Origin of the sequence: Rhizomicrobium palustre, assembly GCF_011761565.1 — a bacterium.
GTDB lineage: Bacteria > Pseudomonadota > Alphaproteobacteria > Micropepsales > Micropepsaceae > Rhizomicrobium > Rhizomicrobium palustre.
This window is the reverse complement of sequence record NZ_JAASRM010000001.1, coordinates 4,104,997-4,123,712: the sequence shown is the minus strand read 5'-3', so window position 1 is coordinate 4,123,712 and position 18,716 is coordinate 4,104,997. Positions and strand designations below refer to the sequence as shown.

Genomic DNA, 18,716 nt, shown 5'->3' with positions numbered 1-18,716 from the left:
GCTGGGTTCCCATCTCTAGGAGTTGGCGCTTCGCGCGCCGGGCTGTTTGACAGGGTGTGGTGGTGTGATGGTCCGCGCAGCTCTGGGCGGCCTGGTGCAGGCTGGTAGCAAGGCGATTGTTGCTGCTCGCCAGAGGGTTACGCGGAAAAATCGGGATTTAAATTCGCGTTTTGCGTTTTGGGGTTTTCAAGGGGAGCCCCCCACCCGGAAAACGCTCTGCGTTTTCCGACCTCCCCGCCCGCCGTCGCCTTCGGCTTTGGCGTGGCAAGCGAGGGGGAGGTGAAAGGAACGGGCAGGATACTCCCCCCTCCCTCTGCGCGGCATAACAATTATCGGTCTGGGGCGGTGCGTGTGTGGACATAATCTGTCCGGTTACAGCCAGTCCGTTCGGCTTCCCCCGGCGTCCCGGCGCTAGTCTTTCGAGGCTTGCCCGTCCGGCGCCAGATGGGCGTCGCATTCGTCGAACGCGGCGCGCAAATCCAAACCCGTTTGCGCGGCGGCGCTGTGATAGGCCGCTTTGGCCGCGCGCCACTGCGCGGGGGCGCCGGTCAGAAGGGCGCGCAGGCGCAGTGTATTGGCCAAAGCAAGGCTATTGGGCACGGTGTTGCGGTAAAGAGTTTCGGCCTCGCTGAGCGCCGCCTCGGCCTCGGCGGCAAGGCCAAGCGTTAGGGCAAGATCGCCGATGTGGCGCAGGCAGTGGGCCCGGCAGGCCGCATCGCCGCTGAGGGCCGCGTCGCGATAGGCCTCAAGCGCCGCAGCGATATTTCCGGCGCGGTGCAGCGCTTGGGCCTTGTGCAGCAGGGTGTTGGGCATGGCGCGCCTCTTTGCCCAAGCTTAAGCCGGGGCGTGGGGCGCGGGAAGGGGGGGGCTTGGCCGTAAAAGAAACGCCCGCTCTCCGGATCTCGAAGAGCGGGCGGTTCGCCCGAAGGTTTATCAGCTTACGGATGACTTGATCCGTCTAATGACCAACCCCGGGTCTTGGGTCCGTTGGGGTCAAATACTGTTTCGTCTTTTACTTCGCAGTATTCACCTTTACTTGGCTAAACCGGGGAAAGACCCGTACTCCCCAAGATTTAGTGCAGTTTTCCCAAGTCCTAGTTCAGTTTCGACAGCATCTGGCTCAAGAAATCGACCTCTTGCTTGAAGAGGGCGTCCTCATTGCAGAGCGCTTCCACCCGGCGGCAGGCATGCAGCACGGTGGTGTGGTCGCGGCCTCCGAAGCGGCGGCCGATCTCGGGCAGTGAGCGGGTCGTCAGCTTGCGCGCCAGATACATCGCCACCTGACGGGGGCGGGCGACGCGGCGGGCGCGCTGGGGCGAATGGAAGTCGCGCACGTCGAGCTTATAGAACTCGGCGGTCTTCTTCTGGATGTCCTCGATGGAGGTCTTGGGCGAAAGGCTGCCGCTGGCGCGCATGCCGACGGCTTCCTCGGCCATCTCCGCCGTCACCGGTTTCTTGGTGAGGTCGGCATAGGTGGCAAGCTTGGTGAAGATGGCGATGGTATCGCGCGGGGAGGCATCTTCCAGATCGGCGATGCGGTCCAGCACCTCTTCGGGAATGCGCACTTCGGGGCGCAGGCGGGCGAAGTCGGCGGCGCGCGCCTTCAGGATGGCGAGGCGGGTGTCACGATCCGGCTTGCCGAGCTGGACGACAAGGCCGCCCGAGATGCGGCTCTTCACGTCGGCGCCCAGGCCTTCGAGGGCAGAGGGGGCGCGGTCGGCGGCGATCACCACGCGGCGGCGCAGATCGGCCAGCGCGTTGACGGTGTAGAGGAACTCCGAGGCCGTCGCGGTGGAGCGGCAGATATGCTGCAGATCGTCGATGATCAGCACATCAGCGGTGCGCAGCTCGTCTTTGAAGGCGAGCGTGTCCTTGCGGTAGAGCGCGCCCAGGAAGTGGCGCATGAAGTCTTCGGCGCGCAGGAACAGCACCTTCTTGCCGCGCTTGCGGAACTCGAGCGCCGCGGCGTTGAGAAGATGGGTTTTGCCATAGCCGAAGCCGCCATGGATGAAGAGCAGGGGCATGTCGCCCGCGCCTTCGCTGAAGGCCTTGGCGGCGCCCAGGCCGAATTCATTGGCTTGGCCGGCGATGAAGCTGTCGAAGGTCTGCTGCGGATGCAGCATGCGGCTCCACAGCCCCTGCATGGCGCCCGCCGCAGCGTCGGGAGAGACATGCGGCATATAGGCGACGTTGGAGGGCGGCGGCGAAAGCGGGGCAGCCGGAACGATCTCCACCGGCGCCTTGGAGACGGCAGCGGCGACCTGGGGCTGGGCCTGGGTCACAACGACGTTGAGGGCGGCGGGTTCGGCCTGCTCGGCGCGGAAGGCGCGCTCGATACGGGCGACGTAATGATTGATGACCCAGTTGCGCACGAAGGGCTTGGCCGCGCCGATCTTCAGCTCGTCCTTGTCCCAGCTTTCCAGGGTCAGAGGCGCAATCCACGCCTCGAAAATCGGATCGCCCAGTTCCTTGCGAAGGCGCTCACGCACGCATGCCCAGCGCGCAGGCCAATCCCTCGATGTCGGCTTATTTGTCACTTGTCCCATATCCCACACCCGCATCTTAGGCTCACCGCAGCAGGCGGCGCGCCCCCATCCGTCATTTACTCGTACAAACCTGCGAAGAACCCGGTCTTGGGCTCTAAACCCCTCCAACGCGCCGCAGCGCATCTCCCCTAAGCATGTTGTCCTCCCTTTATGTTTGGGCCCAGGGAAGGCCTTCTGCCTTCCAGCCATTAATCTTGCCGCGCTGGCGGTGCTGATCGAGGTCCCCCTCAAAGCCGCCAGCCACGTTGAAACAGTTTTCATAGCCTGCCGCCGTCAGGGCGATTGCCGCAGCCCGAGACCGGGCGCCGGACCGGCAGAGGAAAAGTATCTTTGCGTCCTTGTCTTCGCCGACCGCGGCCACCACCTCTGGAAGGAAACCTGGGTTCGGCTGCCCGCTCGGAAAGCTCTGCCATTCCACGCGCGCGACCGTCCGCCCCAAAGAGGAAAGGTCCGGCAGGCCGACAAAGGCCCATTCCGCTGCGGTGCGCACATCCACCAGCACGGCCCCCTGGGAGATCAGCTCCCAAGCCTCCGTGACACTCACGTCACCGGCATAGTCAGAGGTGGAGGAGGGGAAAACCATCACAGAACTTCCAAAGCAGAGACGACTTTACGCGCGAGAAAGTTCTCGCGGGTTCAAATAATAGGAGACGCTTTTACTTAAGTTTACTGAGAAAGGACCCGAACTGGACTTCGGGCCTCACACAACGCCTTTCTCTTTTCTTTTTTTGTCTTAGGCATTGTTGTGTTCTCTCGCCTTGAGCAGGGAGAACCTTAAGCAAAATCCCCGACGCGACTCAAGGGAACGGAGGTTGAACATGCGAAGATTCTATGACGGAAGAAATTCCACGACCCATTCCTAACTATATGTTCTTTATACGGAATTAAGCGGGTGAGGTGGTTAATTTTGTCGAATCAGGGGGTTAACGAAACCAAACTGTCACGCTCTGACACACGTTACGGAACAATCGGAGAAACTGCGGCAGATTGTGTCACCATTGCGGCGAAGACAAATAAAAACGGGCCCAAAACAAGCATGGGCCCGTCTTCATAAAAATTTCATCTCGCGCGGCGGAAGGCCGGGGCCGAGATTACTTTGACAGTTTGGCGACGCGCTTGGAAAGGCGCGAAACCTTCCGTGCACCGGTATTTTTGTGCACCACGCCCTTGGAGACGCCGCGCATGATTTCTGGCTCGGCAGCCTTGAGGGCGGCGAGGGCGGCAGCGGAGTCACCGGACAGGATCGCTTCCTCAACCTTGCGCACAAAGCTGCGGATGCGGGTCTTGCGCGAGTGGTTGATGGCCTGGCGCTTCTCCGTGGTACGGGTGCGCTTCTTGGCAGAGGCGATATTCGGCATTGGTCACTTCCGTGAATTCAAGAGGCGGGGCGTATAGCCCGTGCTGGGCCCCGGGTCAATTCAGAAGACGGGGCTATTTGTCCTTCTCGGGCAGTTTCCGTGTCCTGTGGCGGGATTCCTGGCCTTTTGGGGCTATTCGTCCCGAAATCTACCCCGGCCTTGCTTCCTGGCGGCCTGCTTTTTCTTATCCTTCAGGCGGTCTTCCACCGCGCCCCGGGGCGGGCGAGTCTTAAAGCGCTTCTTGGGCTCTACGGTCGCAGCCTTGATGATTTCCACCAGCCGGGCCCGAACATCCTCCCGGTTGCGGTTCTGGTCGCGGAATTTGCGCCCCACCAGGATCAGCTCGCCACCATTGGTCAGGCGGCTTTTTAACTGTGTCATCAGCCGGTAGCGGACGGGTTCGGGCAGGCTGAGGGACAGCGCTACATTAAAGCGCAGCTGCACCGCGCTCGAGACCTTGTTGACGTTCTGCCCGCCGGGACCCGAGGCGAGCACAAAGCTCTCTTCAACCTCGCGTTCGTCGAGGGCAATTTCATCGGTGATACGAATTCCAGCCATGATGGGGACAGTCTATTTCAAAATTTCCGCGTTAAGGCGAGCTCTCTCGCAAGATGAAATTTGCAGCGCCACCCTTGAAGCTGGCGAAGTAGCCACCATCTCTAAAAGATCACCGTAGCTGTCGAATGGGCCGGTCCTCTTCGCCTCACCCTTGATAGGGCCGGCCCCTTCTTTTCTTTCGCCGGTGATATTCAAAGCGCGCCTGCAAAAGCGAGACGGGAGGAGTCTACCCTCCGCGCAAAAACGCTTTTAGGCAGGCTTTTTCTTTAAATTGTCATCCCGGACGCGCCCGCGATGATTTTTAAGTTTGGGATGAGGGCGCGATCCGGGAACCACTTGGAAATCTGGACGATGTTGGAGTGGATCCCGGCTCTGCGCGCTGTCCCATCTCCTGTGCATCAACTTTTCCGCCAATGCGCAGCGCTTGGCCGGGATGACATGCGGGTATGACCGCTTAGCTTTTCACTTTTGGCATTTCGGGCAATAGAAGGTGGAGCGCCCCGCCTGCACGATGCGCTTGATGGTTCCTCCGCAATCAGCACAAGCCTCGCCTTCGCGGCCATAGACTTTGAAGGCGTGCTGAAAATAGCCGAGATTGCCATCGGCCTTCTTGTAATCGCGCAAGGTAGAACCGCCCGCCGCGATGGCTTCCGTCAAAACATCTTTGATAGCCCGTGTCAGAAGGGGAATGGACGCCGCTGTCACCTTGCCCGCGAGCCGCTTGGGCGAGATATGCGCCCTGAAGAGCGCCTCGCAGACATAGATATTGCCCAGTCCCGCGATCAGCCGCTGGTCGAGCAGGGCGGATTTGATTGGCGTCTTTTTGCCTTTCAGCGCGGCGGCCAGATACTCTTCGTGAAAACTGTTGGAGAGCGGCTCCACCCCCATCCCATGGAAGAGATCGCTTTCCTCCAGATGCTCTGTGGAAATCAGATCCATCAGCCCGAAACGGCGATGATCGGTGAAGACGATGCGGGCAGGGGCATCGGTCTCGAAGATCACGTGATCGTGCTTACCGGTCCCCGCCTCGGGCGGCGCGGCCTCATAGACGAACTCCCCCAGTTTTCGCGTCCGCCCCTCCGCATAGACCGCCATACGCCCGCTCATGCCGAGATGGATGACCAGGGTTTCCCCGTTATCCAGCTCGGCCAGAATGTATTTCGCCCGCCGCTTGAGGGCTATGACCCGCCGCCCTGTCAGCCTTTTGGCGAAATCCTTCGGGAAGGGGCGACGCAGATCGCCCCGGCGGGTCTCCACCTTAACCAGTTTGCGCCCCTCAAAAGCGGGGGCCAGTCCTGTACGAACAGTTTCGACTTCGGGAAGCTCAGGCATTATGGTCTGGTCATGTCGACTGAATCTCTGACCGATCATACCGCCTCTTTTGGCTTCCGCGATGTTCCCGAGGCCGAAAAGGAAAAGCTGGTGCGCGGGGTGTTTTCCTCCGTGGCCAAGAATTATGACCTGATGAACGACCTGATGAGCGGTGGCGTCCACCGGCTCTGGAAGGACGTTTTCGTCGGCTGGCTGAACCCCCAGCCGGGCTGGAAATGCCTGGATGTGGCGGGCGGGACGGGCGACATCGCCTTCCGCATCGCGGGGGCTGTCCGTAAGCGCGGCGGCGAGCCGGATGTAACGGTCTGCGACATCAACCCTGACATGCTGGCCGAGGGCCAGGTGCGGGCCGAGAAAAAGGGCGAGACGGCGCTGACCTGGGTCGAAGGCAATGCCGAGCATCTGCCCTTCGCCGATAACAGCTTCGACAGCTACACCATCGCTTTCGGTATCCGGAATGTGACCCATATCGAGAACGCGCTTGCCGAGGCGCGGCGGGTCTTAAAGCCGGGCGGGCGGTTCCTCTGCCTCGAGTTCAGCCAGGTCGTGGTCCCCGGCCTCGATGTGCTCTACGACAAATTCTCCTTCCACCTCCTGCCTACGATCGGGGAATGGGTGGCCAAGGATCGTGAGTCCTATCAATACCTCGTGGAGAGTATCCGCCGTTTCCCGAACCAGGCCAGATTTGCCCGCATGATCGAAGAGGCGGGGCTGTCCCAGGTGAAGGTACGCAATCTCTCCGGCGGCATTTCGGCCATGCATTCGGCCTGGAAGATTTGACGTTTTATGCCTTCAAGCCTCTCCAATCTGTTCCGGGTGTGGAAGATCGCGCGCACGCTGGCGCGCCACGATGCGCTGTTCCCGGCTGAGTATATGGCGCTGATGCCCGCGCGCGTGCGCTTCCTGCGCCGGGTGCTGGGTTCAGGCCGGGTGAAGGACGGCACCACGCCGGGCTATCGCTTGGCGCGTGCCTTGGAGAGTTTGGGCCCGGCCCATATCAAGCTGGGGCAGGTACTGGCGACACGCCCGGATCTGGTCGGGGCTGATGTCGCCACCGAACTCGAAGGTTTGCAGGACCGGCTTCCTGCCTTTCCCTCTGCGGATGCCCGCGCTGTGGTTGAGCGCGAATTCAACAAGCCGCTGGATAAGCTTTTCATCCGCTTTGGCGAGCCGGTGGCGGCAGCCTCCATCTCCCAGGTGCATGAGGCCGAAACCAGCGAGGACCCGCCCAAGCGCGTGGCGGTGAAGGTGCTGCGTCCCGGCATCGAAGAGGAATTCGCCCGCGATCTTTCCACGCTTGCTTTCGCCGCCCGTCTGGCAGAGCGCTTTTCCGCCGAGGCTCGCCGTCTGCGGCTCACGGCTTTGATCGAAACCCTCGCGGATTCCACCGCCCTCGAGCTTGATCTTCGTATGGAAGCCGCCGCGGCCTCCGAACTTGCCGAGCGGATGGAAGGCGACAGCCAATTCCGCGTGCCGCAAGTCGATTGGGCGCGCTCCTCCAGCCGTGTTCTCACCACCGAATGGATCGATGGCGTGCCTTTGCGCGATATCGAGGCGCTAAAGGCGGTCGGGCACGATCCCAAGAAGATCGCGCTGATCGTGATGCGCACCTTCCTCACCCAGGCGCTGCGCGAAGGCTTTTTCCACGCCGATATGCATCCGGGAAATCTCTTCGTCGACCGGCAGGGCAGGCTGGTGGCAGTCGATTACGGCATCATGGGCCGCCTGGATGTGGCGACCCGCCGCTTCATGGCCGAGACCATTGGCGGCTTTCTCGCCCGCGATTACCTGCGTGTCGCCCGCGCGCATTTTGAGCAGCAATTCGTGCCCTCGCATTTCCCGATAGAGACCTTTGCCCAGGCGTTGCGCGCGGTGGGGGAGCCGATCTTCGGGCGGCCTGCGCGCGATGTCTCCATGGCCAAGCTGCTGCAGCAGCTCTTCGACACTACCCGCCGCTTCGAGATGCAGGCCCAGCCCCAGCTCTTACTTCTGCAGAAGACCATGGTGGTGGTGGAAGGCGTCGCCCGCGCGCTCGATCCCGATTTCGACATCTGGGAAGCCAGCCGGCCGGTCGTGGAAGCCTTTATGCTGGACAGCCTATCGCCCAAGGCCAAGCTCAAAGACATCGGTGAAACCGTTTCGGCGCTGGCGAAATCGGCGCAGCGTCTGCCGGATTTCATCCGCAATGTCGAACTCATCGCGGCCAAGCTGACGGGGGAGGGCTTGCGCGTTGCCCCTCAGCGTGAGCGCAACGAGAGCGGCGAGCGCGCCACACTGATCCTGCTCGGCATCGCAGCCGCAGCTGCCGCCGCCGCGCTGTTGGTGCGGGTGCTGTAGTTAGTTGATCTTGACGTTCCCGCCGTCGCAGACATGTGCGCCGCCGGCGTCGCGGTAAAAGGCCTTCACGCGCAGCGTATGGTCGGAGAGTTCCGGGAAGTCCGGTACGCGCACATGCACGAGGCCTGGCTCGACATTCTGGTCGGTCGCGAGAACCCCGGTGATGCCAGTGGGGTCATCATTGTTGTTGGGGAACAGCACCACGGAAACGCCGTCACCGGCTTTTTCGACATTGGAGCAGGAGAGGCCTAGCAACTGCCCGCGCGCGGCATGCGGCGTCGAGCCGCCACCGCTATCCGGCGCCACCACCGGATCACCGGCAGGCAACCGAACCTCGTTCATATCTGCTCGCGCCGCTACGGCGGTGGAGATAACTCCGACCGCCAGCAAAGCCGCCCAGCGCATTGCCGCCCTCCGCAACAATCTGGCGTGTTAAGCTGGCTCTGCCGCAGTTAGACGCGATAGGGCCACAAACCGCCAACTTAGCAAGATTGCCGCCGTCATTAAGGCAAAAGCAAGGCCGATCCAGACCCCGATCCCCTGCCAATGGGCCCAGACGCCTAACCCCAGGCAAAGCGGGAAACCGATCAGCCAATAGGAGGCTCCGGCGATCCACATCGGCATGCGGGCGTCCTTCAACCCGCGCAAGGCGAACGACGCCACCACTTGCACCCCGTCGAAAACCTGGAACGCCGCCGCGATTCGCAAATAGGTGATGGCTAGCGCCAGCACATCCGCATTGGCCCTGTCGTCGGCGGCGAAATAGAGACCGGCGATCTGGCGCGGGAAGAGGGCGAGGAACAGGGCGGTGAAGATCATGAACCCGCCCCCGATGGTGAGGGCGGTAAGCCCAGCACGCCGCACGCCATGCCTGTCCTCGGCACCGGCAAAGAGGCCAACTCGTACCGTCGCGGCCATGGCGATCCCCAGCGGCACCATGAAGGTGAGCGAGGGCACATTGAGCGCCACCTGATGGGCCGCCAGCGCAGCCGTGCTGAAAGTCCCCATGATCAGCATGGAGCTGTTGAACAGCGCAGCCTCGAACAGCATGGTCATGCCGATGGGCATGCCAAGGCGGAAGACCTCGATGAATTTCGGCCAGTCCCAGCGCCAGAAACGGCGGAAGATGCGGTATTCGCGCAGCTTGGGCGTCAGGAAGACCACCACCAGCATGGCGAAGAAGCTGAAGGCATAGGAACTCGCGCTCGCAATGCCCGAACCGACCAGCCCAAGCTTCGGAAAGCCGAAATGGCCAAAGATCAGGGCATAGTCGGCAGCCGCGTTAAAGAGAATGGCAGCCAGCATCACCCAAAGCGCGGAGTTTGGCTTTTCGAGCGCGGTCGCATAACTGCGCAGCACCTGAAAGCCGAGCGAGAAGATCATGCCAAAGCCCAAGGGCTGCACGAAATGGCTCGCCGCTTCGGCTAGTTCAGGCTTCTGCTGCAAGAGGATAAGCACGTCCTTGGCGAAGAACAGGAATGCTGTCAGTGGCACCGAAAGCAGAATAATCGCCCAAAATCCCATGCGGGTGGCCGCGCGCACGCCGGCCTTATCGCGCGGTTTGGCGCCCAGGATATGGGCGATCATCGGCGAGATCGCCGCCGTGGGGCCAAGCCCGAACAGCCAAGCGAAATAGAACACGGTATTGCCCAGCGCCGCACCGGCCAGGGCTTCCTTGGACAAGCGCCCCAGCATGATCACGTCGGTGGTCAAAATGGCCATTTGCGCGAGCTGGGTGGCGATCAGCGGCAGGGCGAGTTTCATCAGCTCCCGCACCTCGGTCACCCAAGGGGAAGTCTTGAACTCCATCGTCTCTGTTTGCGTCATGTCAGTCATGGCAGAACCAAAATTCGAGAAATAAAAAACCCTCCAGAGCCGGGCTCGGGAGGGTCGCGAAAGAACCGTATCAAGCCGGTCTAGGCGCAGCACTCCTCCAAAAGCCCAAACGACGGCGTGCCGCCCGGAAGGGCGTACGTGCCAGCCATTTCGCAACGCGGATGGATCATCGTGGGCTCATGTAGATGGGCGGCAGGGACCATCCCTGCCGCGCCGAAGGAGGTACGCTGGGGGACAAACGAAGTCAACACGGGGCGGCGGAGGGCGGTTACGCGACGGGCGCTGAGGTGCGCCACAGTCACAGCATTCTACGCTTTAGGGTATATCCCACCCCTGTTACCCTTTTTAAAACGCGACTCGTGAGGATGACGCCATGGTTCCGTGGAACATCGCCCATCGCGGCGGGGCGCAGCTCCGTCCCGAGAACACGCTCTCGGCCTTTGCTGATGCTGTCTGGCGCGGCTGTCAGGGCGCCGAGCTGGATGTGCAGCTCACCGCCGACGGCCAGGTCATCGTGCATCACGATTGGCGTTTGAAACCGGCCCTCACGCGCGATTTCGAAGGCCGCTGGATCGCCGATCCCGGCCCGCGTATCAAAGATCTCACCCTGGAGGAGCTCCGCCGCTATGAAGTGGGGCGCGCCGATCCCGACAGTATCTATGCAAAATCTCATCCTGACGTCCATTGGCAGGATGGCGAATGCGTACCTCTCTTGTCCGAAGTGATTGCGGTGGCCCGCACTGCGCGCGATCCCTTTAAGTTAATCGTCGAACTAAAGACGTCTTTTGCCAATCGTGAGGAGAGCGCTGACCCAGAAGAACTCGCCGCGCGCACCGTCGAAGTGTTGGGGGAGCACAACTATCTCGATCACACGATTTTCGTCGGCTTCGATTGGGCGGCGCTGATTGCGGCAAAAAAATATGCCTCCAAAACCGAATGCTGGTTCACCAGTATGCCGCTGAGCTGGTTCGGCCACGATGCCCCACCGCCGGAAGCCGATCCGCCAAGCGAGCAGGCCTTACAAATGCTCCGGTATTGGGCGCGCGAAGGTGTTTCGCCCTGGGCTGCTGGTTTCGATGCGGTGCATCACGGCGGCTCTATTATTCGGGCGGTCAAAGAAGCGGGCGGGGATGGCTGGGACCCGATGTGGGTCGATCTTACAGAAGAGACTGTAGGGGAGGCGCGCGGCTTGGGCTTACGGCTCGCAACCTGGACCGTTAATGAACCAAACTTGATGCGTAAAATGGCATCTCTGGGATTGGATGCGATCTATACAGATCGTCCAGATATGCTCGCTGCTGTGGATAGCTACTGACAACTCGTCCTTCGCGAGAGCCGATTTTACGTGTTTACAAAAATGCCACAAAAAGGTCTTGGCTTTCGCCGAACTGCCATCGGCTTTGCCTCTATTGATTAAGAATTGGGTCAGCGACGCTCTTTAGGTTCGTGTGAGCAACACGCGGATGCAATCGTAATGGACCGGATTTCTGCTTGGGTCGAAAGTGGATTGACGACCAATGATTTCCAGGTCGTCGATCAGCTTACACATCCTAGCGGTGAAATCGCGTTGCGCTTCTGGCGCGAGCGTCCTGCTGACGGTTTGCGGATGGGGCGCGATGTGCCTTCACGGGCGATCGCCCCACTTTTGAGCCGGGTGATTGTCTATGAACCGATCGATGGCGGCGAGGATTTCAGGGTGCATTTGGCCGGAAGCGGCACGGTGCGCCGCTTTGGGCGCGATATCACCGGCGAACGTTTCTCGCGCTTATTTGCGCCTGAGGACGTTCAAATACGCCGCCAGATTCTGCACGACGTGACTGTCAATGGTGAGCCGCGCATGATGCATGTGCGCCATAGCGCGGGCAGTGTGGAAGTGTTGCGTCTCGAACTGCTTCAGATCCCGGTGATCGCGCCCAACGGCGTGGACCGCTGGGCGCTCACCTTCTCGTTCTACTTTTAGGCGCTTAAGCGAGGCCTTCGAACAGCGCGGTGGAAAGATAGCGTTCGGCGAAGGAGGGGATGATCACCACGATGGTCTTGCCCGCCATGTCATCACGGGCGCCGACTTCGAGGGCCGCCGCGAGCGCCGCGCCGGAGGAGATGCCGACTGGGATGCCTTCCAGCTTGGCGGATTTGCGCGCCGTTTCGAAGGCGGTCTCATTCGAGATCGTGACAACCTCATCCAGCACGGATTTGTCCAGGATCGCCGGCACAAAGCCCGCGCCGATCCCCTGAATCTTATGCGGGCCAGGCTGGCCACCCGACAGCACCGGTGAATCTTCCGGCTCGACCGCGATGATCTTCACGCCTGGCTTCTTGGCCTTCAAAACTTGGCCGACGCCGGTGATGGTGCCGCCGGTGCCGACGCCCGAGATCACCGCATCAACCTTGCCTTCGGTGTCGTTCCAGATTTCCTCCGCCGTGGTGCGGCGATGGATATCGGGATTGGCGGGGTTCTCAAATTGCTGCGGCATGATCGCGTCGGGATTTCCGGCGACGATTTCCTGCGCTTTGGCGATGGCGCCCTTCATGCCTTTGGCGCCTTCGGTCAGCACCACTTCCGCGCCGAGGATCATCAGCATCTTGCGGCGCTCGATCGACATCGTTTCCGGCATCACCAGGATCAGGCGATAGCCCTTGGCGGCGGCGACGAAGCTGAGCGCGATGCCGGTGTTGCCGCTGGTCGGTTCCACCAGCACGGTCTTACCGGCCACGATCTTGCCCTGGCGTTCCAAGGCTTCGATCATGGAGACGCCGATGCGATCCTTGACCGAGGCGAGGGGGTTGAAGAATTCGAGCTTGAGCAGAATGTCCGCCTTCACGCCCGCTTCCTTGGTCAGGCGCGAGAGCCGCACCAGCGGGGTGTCGCCGATGGTTTCGGTGATCGAATTGTAAATACGTCCACGTCCAGGCTTCTTGTCGCTCATCTTAAGGGCTCCGTTAGATGGTGAAATCGGCGGTATCGCGTTCTTCGGTGCTGACGCCCGCGGCGCGTGCCTTCTGGCATAAATCTTCAACGGTTATGGCCTCCAGCCGTGCCATGACCTCGTCTTGCAGTGTTTGGACAAAAGGCGTCACGATGCGCTGGCCGAGCTCTGAACGCGGCAACACCTCCTCATTGGTCTCGTCTTCGGCGAGTTCCGCCGCACGCACAATGTCGCCGACAGAAATACGGCGGCGCTCCTTGGCAAGGCGATAGCCGCCGCGCGGGCCGCGCACGCCTTTGAGGATGCCTGCGCGGACAAGCTGCTGCATCACCTGTTCCAGGTAACGCTGCGGCACGCCTTGGCGGGCAGTGATTTCCTTGGCCTGTACCGGCTCAGGGCGGGCATTGAAGGCGATGTCGATCACCGCCTCGAGCGCCAGAAGGGTTTTGCGGGAAAGTTTTAGCATCTCTTACGCCGTCGTTAGTCCAGTGGAGCCGAAGCCGCCCGCGCCACGTACCGTGGCCGGCAACTCGTTCACTTCTTCAAGGGTTGCGGTCTCATAGCGCGCGATCACCATCTGGGCGATTTTCATGCCGCGGGTAATCGTGAAGGGCTCTTCGCCAAGATTGATGATCGGGCATTTAATCTCGCCGCGATAATCCCAATCTATGGTGCCGGGCGCATTGAGCACCGTGATGCCGAACTTTACCGCGAGACCTGAGCGCGGGCGCACCTGCGCTTCAAAACCTTGCGGCAGGGCGATGGCCACACCAGTCGGCACCAGGGCACGCGCGCCGGGTTTCAACACCAGATCGGCGTCGATAGCGGCGACTAGATCAAGCCCCGCAGCGCCTTCGGTCGCGTAATGGGGCAGGGGAAGGCCTTCGCTATGGCTAAGACGTTGGATCGGAAGTTTCATACGGCCTTCTCCAGGGCTTTGACGATGTGATCGGCGAGGCGTGTGGCCACCGCGTCTTTGGAAAGTTCCGGCCAACTCTCGACACCGGCTTCGGAAATGAGGTGCACGCGATTGGTATCGGCCCCGAAGACGCCTTTGCTGACGTCATTGGCCAAAATCCAATCGGCGGCTTTGCGGGTGCGCTTGTCGCTGCCATAGGCGACGACGTTTTCGGTCTCCGCCGCAAAGCCGATCAACAAGCGCGGGCGTCGCGCGTGTTTGCCTAGCGTGGCCAGAATGTCGGGATTTTCAGCAAGCGTGAGGCTGGGTGCGCCGCTGCCGGTTTTCTTGAGCTTGGAGGTGGCGCGGCTTTCGGGGCGCCAATCGCCGACCGCTGCCGTCATCACCGCCACATCGACAGGAAGCTGCGCTTCGCAAGCCGCCAGCATGTCCGCCGCGGTCTCGACCCTCACCAGCTTGACGCCGGGTGGCGGGGCAAGGTCGACGGGGCCGGACACCAGCGTCGTCTTGGCGCCCGCCGTCGCAAGCGCTTTGGCGATGGCATAGCCTTGCTTGCCCGACGAGCGGTTGGCGATGAAGCGGACGGGATCGATCGGCTCATGCGTCGGCCCCGCCGTTACCAGCGCCTTCACGCCGGTAAGCGGACCAGTGCCTGAGAGAATGCGTTCAATCGCGGCGAGGATTTCGTGCGGCTCCGCCATCCGGCCGGGCCCGAACTCGTTGCAGGCCATTGCCCCTTCATTGGGGCCTACGAAATGCACGCCATCTGCTTGAAGTTGGGCGAGATTGCGCTGTGTGGCCGGGTGCTGCCACATGCGCACATTCATGGCTGGGGCCATCAGAACCGGCTTATCAGTCGCCAAAAGCGCCGTAGAGGCAAGATCGCTGGCGAGCCCGTTGGCGGCTCTGGCCATCAGATTGGCGGTGGCAGGGGCCACCACGATCAGATCCGCAGCCCGGGAAAGCTGGATATGCCCCATTTCAGTCTCATCCATGAGGCTGAATTGGTCGGTGTAGACCTTGTTGCCGCTCAACGCCGCGACGCTCAAGGGGGTAACGAATTCCGTCCCTGCCTTGGTAATAATGGCGGTCGTGGAGATTTCCCGCTCCTTGGCACGGCGGATCAGGTCCAGGCTTTTATAGGCGGCAATTCCGCCGCCTATGATCAGCAGGATGCTCTTGGACATTGGGTCTTCCTGAAATCCCGTTTCTGGGCCGTAATAATGATATTATAACGACAGTCTGATGTATTTTCCAGTGCCGGCACGCTTTAACCGGGTGCTTACCCGTAAAGCGCGATACTTGCTTGTGCCTTTTCACAGGTCACCAAAATGACCGTTTCCGCCCAATTTCTTTGCCGCATGGCAGGCGATCTCGCCGAAGAGCATGGCGAATTGGCTGTGGATATTGCCCGTCGCGCCTTCCGGGATCGCAACGTGGAAGGAGACGACCGCCGGGCGGAGTTCTGGTACCTCATCTCCGTCCTGGTGGATGATGTGCAGCGCTACGGTCTCGATCCGGAGGGAGGTCCTGTCTTGCACTAAAGGCTGGTACTGCCGTCATTTGTAACCAATCCTTGCAAGCGCTCCGGCCTTGCGAGCACAGTGGTGGAGCAGCATTGCTGAAGGCGCGCCATGGCTCTCGATCCGCTGGTGAAGGAATTTCTCGACCAGCAGCCGCCTTTGTCGCCACCTTGGGAGCAGAGCGAGGCCGAGGCCCGCGCGGGCTTTCGCGAAATGGTGAAGGCCAACGGGCCGAAAGACGTGCCTATCGGCAAGGTCGAGACGCTGACCATCGCCGGGCCCGGCGGCCCGCTTGCCTTGCGTCTCTATACGCCGGTGGCTGCCGGCAGCGAGGCCCTTCCGGCGCTCGTATTTTTCCACGGCGGTGCCTTTCGCGTCGGCGATTTCGAGAGTCACGAAACCTTATGCCGCGAGTTTGCGGGCGAGGCAGGCTGCCGGGTGATCGCCGTCGATTACCGCCTCGCGCCGGAGCATCCTTTTCCCGCCGCCTATGATGATGCCTATGCCGCGCTGGGTTACATCGAAGCCAATGCGGCCGCGCTCGGCATTGATCCCAATCGTATCGCGGTAGGCGGAGATTCCGCCGGCGGGGCTTTAGCCGCCGCCATATGTCAGCGGGCCAAGGCTGAGGCGGGCGCTACTATTGTCTACCAACTCTTGCTCTTTCCTGTGACACAGCTCGGCGGCGGTTTCCCCTCGATGCAGAAATACGCAGAAGGCTTTCAGCTCGAACGCGTGCCGCTGGAATATTGCTACAAGCTGTACGCATCTGAGAGCCAATGGCGCGATCCTAAGCTGTCGCCGCTTCTTGCCAGCGATCTCTCAGGCCTTCCGCCCGCCTATGTCATGCTTGCCGAGTATGACGTCTTGCATGACGAGGGTCTGGCCTATGGCGAAAAGCTGCGCGCTGCAGGCGTCACGGTCACCATCGCTGAGCATCCCGGCATGATCCATGATTTCATCTTGTTTGGTGCGCGTTTTCCGCAAGCCCGCGCGAGCTTGGTGGAGGCTGCTAAAGCGCTAAAGGGTGTTTTCGATACGATCTAGGCAGTTCTCAGAAACGCATTGCCTGCACGCCGCCAGATCTTCAGCCAGCGTATCGCCGAAATGTGCGGCGCAGGGGGGCAGGTCAGCAGCGCTTCAATATCTGCGGGTGTGAAATCGGCCATCACGCAGTCGCGCCTGACCATCCAGCCCTTGTCGGAATCCGGTCCGCGAAAGCTGGTGTAGATGCGCGAAAGCCCTAAGTGGCGCAGCACCGCCAAAACTCGCCGGTTACAATGGCCGAAAGGAATGGCAAGGCTTGTGACCCGCGCGCCGATGATATCCGACAGCCGCTCGATCGAGGCGCTGACATCGCGCGTGATTTCGGCATCGGAATGTTTGGTCCAGTTGAGATGCGCCGCGCCATGCGTGCCGATCTCCATGCCACCTTGATGCATCGTGCGGATGTGATCTTCGCTGAGATAGGCATCTCGCCCAATGCGATCACTGAGCACAAAGAAAGAGGCCTTTAGCCCCGCCGCGCGAAGGGCGGGAAAGGCCAGGGTGAAATCGCTTTCATTCCCATCATCGAAGGTCAGCCGCGCCGAGTGTTTTTTCACCAGCGGCAAAAGCATGGTGAAGGTTTCCGCGCTGATCCAATAAGGAGCTTCATCCGCCTCGATATGGGCGGGCAGGGGGCCGACACCGTGCAGCATCAAACAGGTGTTCATGGCGCGCGGCTCAGTTGTCCCAAATTGGCGATACAAACTGTATCGGCCTCTCTCATAAAGCCAGGTTAAGACGCGGTCTGATCAGGTCTTGGGCCGCATCACCCCCATGGGATCGAGGCTTTGCTTAAGGGCGCGGCGCAGCGTGCCGCCAAGCCCCGTTTCGCTCTGCGGGGCTTGATCGGCGCCTTGAAGCGCTCCACCTGCCATGGTGATGGCTTGGCGGGCCACGGCGGTGATCTTTTCCTCTTGCTCCAGATCGGCTCCGATGGCGCGCGGAAAAATTGCGGTGAAGACGATGCCCACGCTATCGCTGCGCGCTTGGACGAGCTGCCCCAGCACCAGTCCTTTTGCGCCTTCGCGCGGTGAGGTGGCAGAGAGCACTTGTTCCAACGCCATCCGGCAGGTCTCATAAACCGAAGCGAGCTTGGCCCAGGAGGTGCGCAGTTCGAAACGCAGCAATCCCGCGCCGCGATCAAGCAGGGAATCTCTCAGGTAATAGCTTTGGAATCGTTGCTGGCGGAAGCTCTCGCCAGCTGCCTGGCCAAGTGCCAGCACGCCGAAACGGCTGGCGAGATGGCGAAAGCGGTTTTGCGCGAAAGCGACATGGGCGTTGTCGCCATCGAAACTGGCGAGCATCAGGCAAGGGGCCTCAGTGAAGCCGCGCCATTTGGCGTATCGCGCTGCGAGCTTGGCAATAGGCGATTGGGTTTTGCCAAGGCCTTCCAAACGCCTCTGAAAGCTTGTGTGTTCGGCGTCGAAAAGCTGCAGTTCGGCGCGAATATCCTCTTGCGCGGCGGCTCTGAGCGCTGCCATGGCCGTCCCTATATTCGCGAAGAGATAAGCGCGATGCTCATGTCGTGCGGCGACCGGCTGCACCCGCAACACCGCTTCGGTGACAATACCCAGATGCCCGCGCGAGCCTTTCACCAGGGCCAGCAATTCCGGCGTGGAGGCCTCTATCAAGCCTTTCGGAGTGGCGAGTTTGGCAGAGATCAGCCAATCGGCATCGCCTTGGGCGATGAAGCCGCCGAGGGTGGAGAATTCAAACTCCGCCGGACAATGATTGAGTGTTAGCCCTTTGGCTTTCAGCGCCGTTTCCAGTGCGGGGCCATAGATGCCGGCCTCTACTTCTGCCGTGAGAGAAACCGGATCGATGCTGCCGATATGATCCATCTCGGTGAGGTCGAGCGCGATCACGCTGGCGCAATCGCCGCGCAAGGCGGGCGGGGCGCAGGTGCCGCCGCCGAACGGCACGACGCCGATATTGCGTTCGGCGGCCAGCGCCAGAATGGCGAGCACCTCATCGCTGCCGCGCGGATAAATAACCGCGTCCGGCAAAGGTGAAATCTCACCGTTCCGCAGCAAGAGAAGATCGCGATAGGATCGTCCTCGCGCGTGAAATGCGCGTTCCTCCAAGCTGTCGCGGATTTGGCTTGTGCCGACAATCCCACCCAGCTCAACGCGGTCTTCTAGCGAAAGCCGCGCAGGGGGCAAAGCGAGTTCGTCTAAGGGGCGCGGCGGTGTTGCCAGCAGCGCGGGCATCTCTAAGGCTTGCGCCAGGAACGCCCAAACGTCGTCGCGGGCGGCCAGCTCGTCCTTGCGCGCGGCCCAGCCCCAACCGTTCCAACGCAGTTTCGTGCGGTCCAAACTCACGGCGACTCCTAG

At 61.3% G+C, this 18,716-nt stretch carries 20 protein-coding genes; 6 read left to right on the top strand and 14 right to left on the bottom strand.

The window, feature by feature from the left end; all coding sequences use genetic code 11:
• Positions 1-411 precede the first annotated feature (411 nt).
• The 6 genes from FHS83_RS18570 to mutM all read right to left on the bottom strand — a co-directional run bounded on the left by FHS83_RS18570 (position 412) and on the right by mutM (position 5,794).
• A complete protein-coding gene (locus FHS83_RS18570; protein ID WP_167084899.1) occupies positions 412-813 on the bottom strand; it encodes a hypothetical protein in 402 nt (133 codons plus the stop codon).
• A gap of 281 nt (positions 814-1,094) precedes the next feature.
• A complete protein-coding gene (dnaA, locus tag FHS83_RS18565) occupies positions 1,095-2,489 on the bottom strand; it encodes a chromosomal replication initiator protein DnaA (RefSeq protein ID WP_167084897.1) in 1,395 nt (464 codons plus the stop codon).
• Positions 2,490-2,694: 205 nt separating this feature from the next.
• Complete coding sequence (locus FHS83_RS18560; protein WP_167084895.1) at positions 2,695-3,129, bottom strand: rhodanese-like domain-containing protein; 435 nt, start codon at positions 3,127-3,129, stop codon at positions 2,695-2,697.
• 508 nt (positions 3,130-3,637) lie between these two features.
• Entirely contained in the window at positions 3,638-3,904 is a 267-nt protein-coding gene (gene rpsT, locus FHS83_RS18555; RefSeq protein ID WP_167084893.1) for a 30S ribosomal protein S20, read from the bottom strand.
• A gap of 132 nt (positions 3,905-4,036) precedes the next feature.
• Complete coding sequence (gene arfB / locus FHS83_RS18550; protein ID WP_167084891.1) at positions 4,037-4,462, bottom strand: alternative ribosome rescue aminoacyl-tRNA hydrolase ArfB; 426 nt, start codon at positions 4,460-4,462, stop codon at positions 4,037-4,039.
• Between the two features lie 462 nt (positions 4,463-4,924).
• Positions 4,925-5,794: a bifunctional DNA-formamidopyrimidine glycosylase/DNA-(apurinic or apyrimidinic site) lyase gene (mutM, locus tag FHS83_RS18545; protein ID WP_167084888.1), complete on the bottom strand. Its 870-nt coding sequence runs from the start codon at positions 5,792-5,794 to the stop codon at positions 4,925-4,927.
• Positions 5,795-5,806: 12 nt separating this feature from the next.
• On the opposite strand from mutM, the gene ubiE reads away from it, so the two are divergent.
• Together ubiE and ubiB are read left to right on the top strand one after the other, a co-directional pair.
• On the top strand, positions 5,807-6,574 hold the full coding sequence (gene ubiE, locus FHS83_RS18540; RefSeq protein ID WP_167084887.1) for a bifunctional demethylmenaquinone methyltransferase/2-methoxy-6-polyprenyl-1,4-benzoquinol methylase UbiE: 768 nt from the start codon (positions 5,807-5,809) through the stop codon (positions 6,572-6,574).
• 6 nt (positions 6,575-6,580) lie between these two features.
• The gene (ubiB, locus tag FHS83_RS18535) at positions 6,581-8,131 is read left to right on the top strand and encodes a 2-polyprenylphenol 6-hydroxylase (RefSeq protein WP_167084885.1); all 1,551 of its coding nucleotides are present in this window, start codon (positions 6,581-6,583) and stop codon (positions 8,129-8,131) included.
• Here the strand turns inward: ubiB and FHS83_RS18530 are convergent, their stop codons facing one another.
• Together FHS83_RS18530 and FHS83_RS18525 are read right to left on the bottom strand one after the other, a co-directional pair.
• Positions 8,132-8,473 (bottom strand): hypothetical protein, encoded by a 342-nt coding sequence (locus tag FHS83_RS18530; protein ID WP_167084883.1) that lies wholly within the window; start codon positions 8,471-8,473, stop codon positions 8,132-8,134.
• A gap of 90 nt (positions 8,474-8,563) precedes the next feature.
• Positions 8,564-9,967 (bottom strand): MATE family efflux transporter, encoded by a 1,404-nt coding sequence (locus FHS83_RS18525; protein ID WP_167084881.1) that lies wholly within the window; start codon positions 9,965-9,967, stop codon positions 8,564-8,566.
• Positions 9,968-10,340: 373 nt separating this feature from the next.
• Between FHS83_RS18525 and FHS83_RS18520 the strand changes: the two genes are divergently transcribed.
• Both FHS83_RS18520 and FHS83_RS18515 read left to right on the top strand, forming a co-directional pair.
• The gene (locus tag FHS83_RS18520; protein WP_167084879.1) at positions 10,341-11,282 is read left to right on the top strand and encodes a glycerophosphodiester phosphodiesterase family protein; all 942 of its coding nucleotides are present in this window, start codon (positions 10,341-10,343) and stop codon (positions 11,280-11,282) included.
• 159 nt (positions 11,283-11,441) lie between these two features.
• Entirely contained in the window at positions 11,442-11,927 is a 486-nt protein-coding gene (locus FHS83_RS18515) for a PAS domain-containing protein (RefSeq protein WP_167084877.1), read from the top strand.
• A gap of 4 nt (positions 11,928-11,931) precedes the next feature.
• Here FHS83_RS18515 and cysK read toward each other — a convergent pair whose 3' ends face one another.
• The 4 genes from cysK to coaBC are packed head-to-tail and all read right to left on the bottom strand — an operon-like array spanning position 11,932 to position 15,000.
• Entirely contained in the window at positions 11,932-12,894 is a 963-nt protein-coding gene (gene cysK, locus FHS83_RS18510) for a cysteine synthase A (protein WP_167084875.1), read from the bottom strand.
• A 13-nt stretch (positions 12,895-12,907) separates the two neighbouring features.
• Positions 12,908-13,360 carry an RrF2 family transcriptional regulator gene (locus FHS83_RS18505; protein ID WP_167084873.1) on the bottom strand — a complete coding sequence of 151 codons (453 nt, stop codon included), beginning with the start codon at positions 13,358-13,360 and terminating at the stop codon, positions 12,908-12,910.
• Between the two features lie 3 nt (positions 13,361-13,363).
• Complete coding sequence (gene dut, locus FHS83_RS18500) at positions 13,364-13,813, bottom strand: dUTP diphosphatase (protein WP_167084871.1); 450 nt, start codon at positions 13,811-13,813, stop codon at positions 13,364-13,366.
• Positions 13,810-15,000, bottom strand: a complete 1,191-nt coding sequence (gene coaBC, locus FHS83_RS18495) for a bifunctional phosphopantothenoylcysteine decarboxylase/phosphopantothenate--cysteine ligase CoaBC (RefSeq protein ID WP_167084869.1) — start codon at positions 14,998-15,000, stop codon at positions 13,810-13,812. The genes dut and coaBC overlap by 4 nt, the downstream gene beginning before the upstream one ends.
• A 144-nt stretch (positions 15,001-15,144) precedes the next feature.
• Here coaBC and FHS83_RS18490 point away from each other — a divergent pair, with 144 nt between their 5' ends.
• Positions 15,145-15,357, top strand: a complete 213-nt coding sequence (locus FHS83_RS18490) for a hypothetical protein (protein ID WP_167084867.1) — start codon at positions 15,145-15,147, stop codon at positions 15,355-15,357.
• Positions 15,358-15,447: 90 nt separating this feature from the next.
• Positions 15,448-16,383: an alpha/beta hydrolase gene (locus FHS83_RS18485; RefSeq protein WP_167084865.1), complete on the top strand. Its 936-nt coding sequence runs from the start codon at positions 15,448-15,450 to the stop codon at positions 16,381-16,383.
• Here FHS83_RS18485 and FHS83_RS18480 read toward each other — a convergent pair.
• Both FHS83_RS18480 and FHS83_RS18475 read right to left on the bottom strand, forming a co-directional pair.
• The gene (locus FHS83_RS18480; protein WP_167084863.1) at positions 16,380-17,051 is read right to left on the bottom strand and encodes a polysaccharide deacetylase family protein; all 672 of its coding nucleotides are present in this window, start codon (positions 17,049-17,051) and stop codon (positions 16,380-16,382) included. The genes FHS83_RS18485 and FHS83_RS18480 overlap by 4 nt on opposite strands.
• Before the next feature lie 81 nt (positions 17,052-17,132).
• Positions 17,133-18,704: an FAD-binding protein gene (locus FHS83_RS18475; RefSeq protein ID WP_167084861.1), complete on the bottom strand. Its 1,572-nt coding sequence runs from the start codon at positions 18,702-18,704 to the stop codon at positions 17,133-17,135.
• Positions 18,705-18,716: the final 12 nt, after the last annotated feature.

Bases quoted from the DNA above. Each gene is read 5' to 3' on its own strand.
- FHS83_RS18570 (WP_167084899.1), bottom strand. From the start codon at position 813: ATGCCCAACACCCTGCTGCACAAGGCCCAAGCGCTGCACCGCGCCGGA.
- FHS83_RS18560 (WP_167084895.1), bottom strand. From the start codon at position 3,129: ATGGTTTTCCCCTCCTCCACCTCTGACTATGCCGGTGACGTGAGTGTC.
- rpsT (WP_167084893.1), bottom strand. From the start codon at position 3,904: ATGCCGAATATCGCCTCTGCCAAGAAGCGCACCCGTACCACGGAGAAG.
- arfB (WP_167084891.1), bottom strand. From the start codon at position 4,462: ATGGCTGGAATTCGTATCACCGATGAAATTGCCCTCGACGAACGCGAG.
- mutM (WP_167084888.1), bottom strand. From the start codon at position 5,794: ATGCCTGAGCTTCCCGAAGTCGAAACTGTTCGTACAGGACTGGCCCCC.
- ubiE (WP_167084887.1), top strand. From the start codon at position 5,807: ATGTCGACTGAATCTCTGACCGATCATACCGCCTCTTTTGGCTTCCGC.
- ubiB (WP_167084885.1), top strand. From the start codon at position 6,581: ATGCCTTCAAGCCTCTCCAATCTGTTCCGGGTGTGGAAGATCGCGCGC.
- FHS83_RS18530 (WP_167084883.1), bottom strand. From the start codon at position 8,473: ATGAACGAGGTTCGGTTGCCTGCCGGTGATCCGGTGGTGGCGCCGGAT.
- FHS83_RS18525 (WP_167084881.1), bottom strand. From the start codon at position 9,967: ATGACTGACATGACGCAAACAGAGACGATGGAGTTCAAGACTTCCCCT.
- FHS83_RS18520 (WP_167084879.1), top strand. From the start codon at position 10,341: ATGGTTCCGTGGAACATCGCCCATCGCGGCGGGGCGCAGCTCCGTCCC.
- FHS83_RS18515 (WP_167084877.1), top strand. From the start codon at position 11,442: ATGGACCGGATTTCTGCTTGGGTCGAAAGTGGATTGACGACCAATGAT.
- cysK (WP_167084875.1), bottom strand. From the start codon at position 12,894: ATGAGCGACAAGAAGCCTGGACGTGGACGTATTTACAATTCGATCACC.
- FHS83_RS18505 (WP_167084873.1), bottom strand. From the start codon at position 13,360: ATGCTAAAACTTTCCCGCAAAACCCTTCTGGCGCTCGAGGCGGTGATC.
- dut (WP_167084871.1), bottom strand. From the start codon at position 13,813: ATGAAACTTCCGATCCAACGTCTTAGCCATAGCGAAGGCCTTCCCCTG.
- coaBC (WP_167084869.1), bottom strand. From the start codon at position 15,000: ATGTCCAAGAGCATCCTGCTGATCATAGGCGGCGGAATTGCCGCCTAT.
- FHS83_RS18490 (WP_167084867.1), top strand. From the start codon at position 15,145: ATGACCGTTTCCGCCCAATTTCTTTGCCGCATGGCAGGCGATCTCGCC.
- FHS83_RS18485 (WP_167084865.1), top strand. From the start codon at position 15,448: ATGGCTCTCGATCCGCTGGTGAAGGAATTTCTCGACCAGCAGCCGCCT.
- FHS83_RS18480 (WP_167084863.1), bottom strand. From the start codon at position 17,051: ATGAACACCTGTTTGATGCTGCACGGTGTCGGCCCCCTGCCCGCCCAT.